We start from the raw sequence: 6,645 nt of genomic DNA, 5'->3' as shown, positions 1-6,645 counted from the left end.
CCCCCGCCCCGGCCCCCCCCCCGCCACTACCACGCGCTGGAGAGCGGCCTGTGGGCCGAGGCGACGGAACGCCGCGCGACGGCGGCGCGCTCACGGGTGGACCTGCAGCGCTCCCGGCACGAGGCGCTCGTGCACCGCGAGCGCGGCGCGGAGCTCGAGGCGCTCGTCAGGGAGCGGACGGCGCAGCTCGCGAACGCGCAGCAGGAGATGCTGGACCTGCTGGCGAGCGCGGCGGAGTTCCGCAGCCGTCCGCTGGGGCCGCACACCCGCTGGGTGGGCGAGTCGAGCATGGCGGTGGCGTTCGCGCTGGGCCTGCCCGCCGGGGAGGCGCAGGCGATCGGGCTGGCGGCGCGGCTGCACGACCTCGGCAAGATCGCCGTGCCGGACCACATCCTGCTCAAGGAGGGGCCGCTCACCCCGGAAGAGTGGGAAGTGATGAAGTCGCACACGACGCTGGGGGAGCGGATGCTCGCGCCGAGCGAGTCTCCCCTGCTGCGGCTCGCCGGGGAGATCGCGCGGACGCATCACGAACGCTGGGACGGGCTGGGGTACCCGGCGGGCCTGAGCGGCGAGGACATCCCGCTCGGCGGACGCGTCGTGTGCGTGGTGGACAACTTCGACGCGCTGGTCACGAGACGGCCCTACAAGGCGGCGTGGTCGGTGGAGCGCGCCCTCGCGTACCTGCGCGAGCACGCGGGCACGCGCTTCGATCCCGCGGTCGTGGAGGTCTTCGTCCGGCTGTGCGAGTCGGACGCGCTGCCCACGCGCGAGGGCGCCACGGACTGAACGGGGAACGGGCCGACCTCGCGTGAGGTCGGCCCGGAAGCGGCGGTGCTCAGGGCCGCTGAAGCCAGAAGTCGTAGGCGCCACTGCCGCTGTACGAGAGGACTTCCCAGAGGTAGTAGCCGCTCGTGGCGCCGTACGTGACGCTCTCCTCGGACGTGGTGGACTCGGACGCCGCGACCTGCGTCCAGCCGCCGCCGTTCCAGCGGAAGAGGTAGAGGTCGAAGTCCGTGCCGGAGGGGCCGCGCAGCCAGCCGCGCAGGGTACCGCCGGACGTCTGGAAGTAGTTGCCGTTCGGGAGGTACGCGTAGGCCCCACCGCCCGAGAGGGTACCGGCGTACTTCTCGCAGGAGGTGCAGGGCGCGGCGGGTGCGGGCGCCGGGGTGGGAGCCGGAGCGGGCGCGGGTGTGGTGGCACCCGTGAGACCGGAGAAGAGCAGCAGATTGGGACTTCCGGCGGGGCCCGCGACGCGGTCGGGGGTGGCGGCGCCGAGGATGGCGTTCGCGACCTCGGCGGGCGCGGCGGCGGGGTGGCCTTCCAGGTAGAGCGCGGCGACGCCCGCGACGTGCGGGGCGGCCATGCTGGTGCCGCTGGAGGTGCCCGTGGCGGTCGCGCTGCCGATCCAGGTGCTGCGGATGGACTGGCCGGGCGCGAAGAGGTCCACGCAGCTGCCGTAGTTGCTGAAGCTGGCGCGCGCGTCGGTGCTGGTGGTCGCGCCGACGGTGATGGCGGCGGGCAGTCGCGCGGGCGAGGTGGTGCAGGCGTCCTTGTTCTCGTTGCCGGCCGCGACGGTGAAGGTGACGCCCGAGTTGATGGCGTTCTGCACGGCGCTGTCGAGGCTGGCGGAGGTGACCCCGCCGAGGCTGAGGTTGGCGACGGCGGGCCTCCTCGCGTTGCGCGCGACCCAGTCGATGCCCGCGATGACGGCGGAATTGCTGCCGCTGCCGCTGCAGTCGAGGACGCGGACGGCGTGCAGGCGGACGTTCTTCGCGACGCCCCAGGTGGCGCTCCCCACGGTGCCCGCGACGTGGGTGCCGTGACCGTTGCAGTCCTGACCGTCGCCGCCGAGCGCGTCGAAGGCGATGTCGGCGCGGCCGCCGAAGTCGGTGTGGGCGGTGTTGATGCCGGTGTCGACGACGTAGACGTTCACGCCCGTGCCGCTGGGGGTGTAGCCGTAGGTGCCGCTGAGGGGCAGGGCGCGCTGGTCGATGCGGTCGAGGCCCCAGGTGGCGCCGGTCTGCGTGGCGGACGCGCGGACGATCCGGTCGGGTTCGACGGCGAGGACTCGCGGGTCGGCGCGGAGCTTCAGGAGGTCGCGCGGGGAGAGCGTGGCGGCGAAGCCCTGCAGGGCGCTGTCGTAGACGTGCCGGATGTCGGTGCCGTTCGCGTCGAGGCCGAGCGCACCGACGAGGTCGCGTTCGCTCATGGCGCTCAGGCCGCCCGCGGGGCTCCTGACACTGCCGTGGTGCAGCGTGACGATGTAGCGTCCCTCGATGACGTCGTCACCGGTCGTGACGACGGGCGCGAGCGTCTTGCCCGCGACGAGGCTCGCGGTGGGCATCTTGGGAGTCCCGGCGAGGTTGCCGTCGGGCAGGGTCACGGGGGAGGTGCCGCACGCGGCGAGCAGGAGGGGCAGGAGGGTGAGGACGGCGGGGAAGGGCTTCGTGGGCATCGGGTGCTCCTTGGGCGGTCCACGTCGGGTATGGCAGCGTGGACCGCGCGAACGTCAGGAGTGAACATCCGCTTAAGACAACTTGATTGTCGACACATGAAGTGAGCATCCCGTTAAAACATGAGGCCTCCCTCTCAGGATGAGTCCATCCTGAGTGTGAAATATTCAACTTCTCCCGTATGAAACGGGTACAGTACATGTATAGACAGACCCTCTCATGAGGAGGAGCGACTCCTCACAACGTTCGGGACGAACGCCCACAATGTCACGACGGAAGGAGGGGGAGCCGCGCGGCTCCCCCTCCTTCGGTCCTGCTTCCGTTACCTGCTGGTGCTGCTGGTTCGCGCGGGCTTCTTCGCCTCCCTGGCGTCCGCGTCGTCCGCGCCCTTCTTCCCCTTCTTGTACGGGCCCTTCTCGCGCCACACGAGCCGCACCGGCACACCCGCCATGTCGAGGTCCTCGCGGATGCGGTTGTGCAGGAAGTTCTCGTACGCGCGCGTCACGTAGTCCGCGCGATTGCAGAAGATCACGAAGGTCGGCGGGGCCGTCTCGGCCTGCGTCATGAAGTACATCTTCAGCGGGCGGCCCTGGAAGTTCGGGACGCGCTGCTTGACCTGCCACACCTCCAGCCAGCGGTTCAGGTCGCTCGTGGCGAGACGCGACTGCCACTTGTCGTAGATCTTCATCGCCTCCGCGAGCATGTCGTGGATGCCGTACTCGTTGATGGCGCTCGTGTACACGCGCGGCGCGAAGCTGATGTGGTGCAGCGTCTGGTCGAGATCCTTCGTGGTGCGCTTGAGCTCGTCGTCCGGCACGAGGTCCCACTTGTTCACCACGACGATCACGGGCTTGCCGCTCTCGTAGGCGAGGTTGGCGAGCTTGAGCTCGTGATCGCCGATCTCCGTGGCGTTCACGACGAGCCAGATGATGTCGCTGCGCTTGATCGCCGCCTCGGAGCGCATCATCGCGTACTCCTCGATGGCGGTGTCGGGCCGCTTGCGGATGCCCGCCGTGTCCACCAGCACGAAGCGCTGACCCGCGTAGTCGAACTCCACGTCCACGCTGTCGCGCGTGGTGCCCGGCACGTCCGACACGATGGTGCGCTCGCTGCCCACGATAGCGTTCAGCAGGCTCGACTTGCCCACGTTCGGACGCCCGATGAGGGAGATGCGGATCGGCGCGATCTCGCTGACGTCCTCGTCGTCCTCCGGGAGGTACGACACGACGCGGTCCATCAGCTCGTCGAGGCCGCGCGCGTGCTCCGCGCTGATCGGCAGCGGATCGCCGAAGCCCAGGCCCCACAGCTCGGCGAGGTACACGTCGTGCTTGAGGCTGTCGATCTTGTTCGCGACGACCACGACGGGCTTGCCGACGCGGCGCAGCCAGTCGGCCACCTCGTAGTCGGCGGCGGAGAGGCCCTCGCGCGGGTCGAGGACGAAGATCACCGCGAGCGCGTCGTGCATGGCCATCTCGGCCTTCTCGCGGATGGCCGTTTCCCACTCGTCACCGCTCCAGAGCCCGCCCGTGTCCATCAGGACGATGCGGTGGTTCTCGTAGAGCATGACGCCTTCCTTGACGTCACGGGTGACGCCGGGAAAATCGGCGACGACGGCCTCGCGGCGACCCACGAGGCGGTTGAAGAGACTGGACTTGCCCACGTTGGGCCGTCCGACGATAGCGACTTTATGCATATTCGACTCCTTCACGGTGCCGTAGACGGCGGAGTCCGCGCCGTCCACGCCGAGAACTCGAGCGCCGCGCCCACGCTGGGATTCGCGGCAGCGACTTCACAGTTTAGCGGGTTTTCACGCCCTCTTGGGGTCGTGGGTGACCATGTTAGACTTGCCGGACCGCACGAACCCTCATCCCGTCGTCACAGCGGAAGCCGCCCTCCCCCACGCCTGGATCAAGGACGGCCACGGCCGTGTTCACCGAAGTTCACGCGGACAGGGTAGGGTAGGGGTCAGATCGGACTTGGAAAGGAGACACCATGAAAATCACATCGGACAAGGTGGTCGAGCTGGAGTACGTGCTCAAGGTGGGCGGCGAGGTCGTGGACCAGAGCGAGCCCGGCGAGCCCCTCGTGTACCTGCACGGACACAACAACATCATCCCGGGCCTGGAGAAGGCGCTCGAAGGCAAGAGCGTCGGCGACTCCCTGTCCGTCACCGTGCCGCCCGAGGAGGGCTACGGCGAGCGTGACGAGGAGAACGTGCAGGTCCTCCCGCGCGAGGACTTCGAGGACGACGTCGAGGTCGGCGCGAGCTACTTCGCGCAGAGCGAGGACGGCAGCATCACGCCCCTCACGGTCGTGGAGGTCCTCGACGACGGCGTGAAGGTCGACTTCAACCCGCCCCTCGCGGGCGAGACGCTCGACTTCCAGGTGACGGTGCGCGGCATCCGCGACGCCAGCGCCGAGGAACTGGAGCACGGCCACGCCCACGACGGCAACGAGGACGACGAGGAGTAACGCTCCTCTCCAGGGCGGCGCTCCACGCGGAGCGCCGCCCTTCTGCGTGGTCGCTTTCGCCCTGCCCGGACGCCCCACGCCCCTACCCTGAGGTCATGACGTCCGCCGCGCCGACGCCGCGCTGTCCTCACTGCGGGCAGCCGACGCGCCCATGGAGCGAGTACCGGCGCGAGCGGCCCCGAGGGCCCGCGCGGCGCGACCGCCCGTACCGCACGCTGGAGCAGGACGTGGAGCTCGTCTCTCGGGCGAGCTTCCTCGCCTACCACCTCGGCGGGCTCGTGATCGGCGCCGCGCTCCTCGCGTGGGACCTCCTCACCTGGGTGCCGAGGCTCGTCCGCTGGCTGACCCTGCGGCGCACGCTGGCACCGACGTCGCGGCGGGCGGTCTGCACGAACTGCCTGCGGACCGTGCGGGCGCGTGCCTGACTACTTCGTCCGCAGGCCGAGCAGCAGTCCCGCCGTGAACGCCCCGCCGAAGGGCAGGTTCGCCGTGAGGACCTTCATCAGCCAGGCGCCGCCCTGCTCGCCGCCCTGCCGTACGAGGGGCTCGGCGACCTCGCGGACGTGCGTCCAGTTGACCGTCACGAAGCCCCACCAGGCGAGCAGCTGCAGCACCACGAACAGCGCGCCCAGCACGAAGATCAGGCCGCGCCCGACCTTCTTCACGGCGAACCCGGCGCAGAAGCCCAGCAGCCCACCGAGCGACAGGTCGGGCAGGATGGGCGTCAGCAGGTCCCCCAGGGAGGTCACTCGGCTAGAATAGCCCGTGTGGAACGCGTGAGGCGCGCATGCAGGGGCGCACACGGAAGAACCCACCGGCGCAGGTCGGGGACGGAACCGTCCGCCCCCCGCCGGGAACTTCCACGCCCGAGGTGACGTAATGGACAGCGTGCCGGACTCCGACGTTCTTGCCCCCGAAGTGCTCGCGCGGCTCCGCGCGGGGGACGAGGCGGCCTGGCACGCGTTCGTCAGTGCCCACGAAAGCCGGATGTACAACTACCTCTTCCGGCTGGAGGGCAACAAGGACGACGCGCTCGACCTCACGCAGGAGGTGTTCTACCGGGCGTGGCGTTCCATCGCCACGTTCCGGGAGGGCGAGCGGGTGCTGCCGTGGCTGTACCAGATCGCGCGGAACACGCAGATCGAACGGCACCGCCGCAAGCAGCTGCCGCGCTTCTCCATCGAGGAGGCGTCGGAGGAGGTCGGCTTCGAGGCGGTGTCCTCGCACCGGGGTCCGGTGCAGGTCGCGGAGAGCGCCGACACGGCCGAGCGGGTGCAGCGGGCCATGCTGGACCTGCCGCTGGAGTACCGCGAGGCGCTGGTGCTGAGGTTCGTGGAGGAACTGCCCTACGAGGAGATCGCGAGACTCCAGGAGGTGGCGGTCGGGACGGCGAAGAGCCGGGTGTTCAGAGCGAAGGAGATGCTGGCGCAGAGCCTGACGGGAGTGGTGGATGTGGACTGAAGCGATGCACAAGCTGCTGGACGGTGAGCTGGGCGAGGCCGAACGGGCTGAGCTGCAGGCCCTGCTCGCCCGTGACCCGACCGCGCGCGCGGAGTTCGAGCGGCTCAGGGCCGTGCACGCCGCTCTCGCGGACCTGCCGCGTCTGAGCGCCCCTCCCGGGATCGCGCGGGCCGTCGTGAGCGACATCCGCACCTCCAGGGCGCTGCGCGAGACGACCATGGGCCGCGTGCCGAGTGTCGCGGCGCTCGTCGCCGCCCGC

At 70.1% G+C, this 6,645-nt stretch carries 8 protein-coding genes; 5 read left to right on the top strand and 3 right to left on the bottom strand.

Annotated features, from left to right (window positions below; genetic code table 11):
- A partial coding sequence (locus DEIPI_RS28745) for an HD-GYP domain-containing protein (RefSeq protein WP_169737026.1) occupies nt 1-786 on the top strand: 786 nt, incomplete at its 5' end.
- 49 nt (nt 787-835) lie between these two features.
- Here DEIPI_RS28745 and DEIPI_RS0105365 read toward each other — a convergent pair.
- Together DEIPI_RS0105365 and der are read right to left on the bottom strand one after the other, a co-directional pair.
- Nucleotides 836-2,455 carry a S8 family peptidase gene (locus tag DEIPI_RS0105365; protein WP_027481108.1) on the bottom strand — a complete coding sequence of 540 codons (1,620 nt, stop codon included), beginning with the start codon at nt 2,453-2,455 and terminating at the stop codon, nt 836-838.
- 320 nt (nt 2,456-2,775) lie between these two features.
- The gene (der, locus tag DEIPI_RS28740) at nt 2,776-4,146 is read right to left on the bottom strand and encodes a ribosome biogenesis GTPase Der (RefSeq protein ID WP_045233776.1); all 1,371 of its coding nucleotides are present in this window, start codon (nt 4,144-4,146) and stop codon (nt 2,776-2,778) included.
- 299 nt (nt 4,147-4,445) lie between these two features.
- On the opposite strand from der, the gene DEIPI_RS0105355 reads away from it, so the two are divergent.
- Both DEIPI_RS0105355 and DEIPI_RS0105350 read left to right on the top strand, forming a co-directional pair.
- The gene (locus tag DEIPI_RS0105355) at nt 4,446-4,925 is read left to right on the top strand and encodes an FKBP-type peptidyl-prolyl cis-trans isomerase (RefSeq protein ID WP_027481107.1); all 480 of its coding nucleotides are present in this window, start codon (nt 4,446-4,448) and stop codon (nt 4,923-4,925) included.
- Between the two features lie 95 nt (nt 4,926-5,020).
- Nucleotides 5,021-5,350 (top strand): hypothetical protein, encoded by a 330-nt coding sequence (locus DEIPI_RS0105350; protein WP_027481106.1) that lies wholly within the window; start codon nt 5,021-5,023, stop codon nt 5,348-5,350.
- Here the strand turns inward: DEIPI_RS0105350 and DEIPI_RS0105345 are convergent, their stop codons facing one another.
- Entirely contained in the window at nt 5,351-5,674 is a 324-nt protein-coding gene (locus DEIPI_RS0105345; RefSeq protein WP_027481105.1) for an FUN14 domain-containing protein, read from the bottom strand.
- A gap of 130 nt (nt 5,675-5,804) precedes the next feature.
- Between DEIPI_RS0105345 and DEIPI_RS0105340 the strand changes: the two genes are divergently transcribed.
- Both DEIPI_RS0105340 and DEIPI_RS39020 read left to right on the top strand, forming a co-directional pair.
- Nucleotides 5,805-6,386 carry an RNA polymerase sigma factor gene (locus DEIPI_RS0105340; protein ID WP_027481104.1) on the top strand — a complete coding sequence of 194 codons (582 nt, stop codon included), beginning with the start codon at nt 5,805-5,807 and terminating at the stop codon, nt 6,384-6,386.
- 4 nt (nt 6,387-6,390) lie between these two features.
- Nucleotides 6,391-6,645, top strand: a 255-nt coding sequence (locus DEIPI_RS39020; RefSeq protein WP_027481103.1) for an anti-sigma factor family protein, incomplete at its 3' end; no start/stop codon positions are given.

Origin of the sequence: Deinococcus pimensis DSM 21231, from assembly GCF_000519345.1 — a bacterium.
In the GTDB taxonomy this organism is placed as follows: Bacteria; Deinococcota; Deinococci; order Deinococcales; family Deinococcaceae; genus Deinococcus_A; species Deinococcus_A pimensis.
Note: the sequence above shows the minus strand (reverse complement) of the source record. Positions and strands in the feature narration are given on the sequence as shown.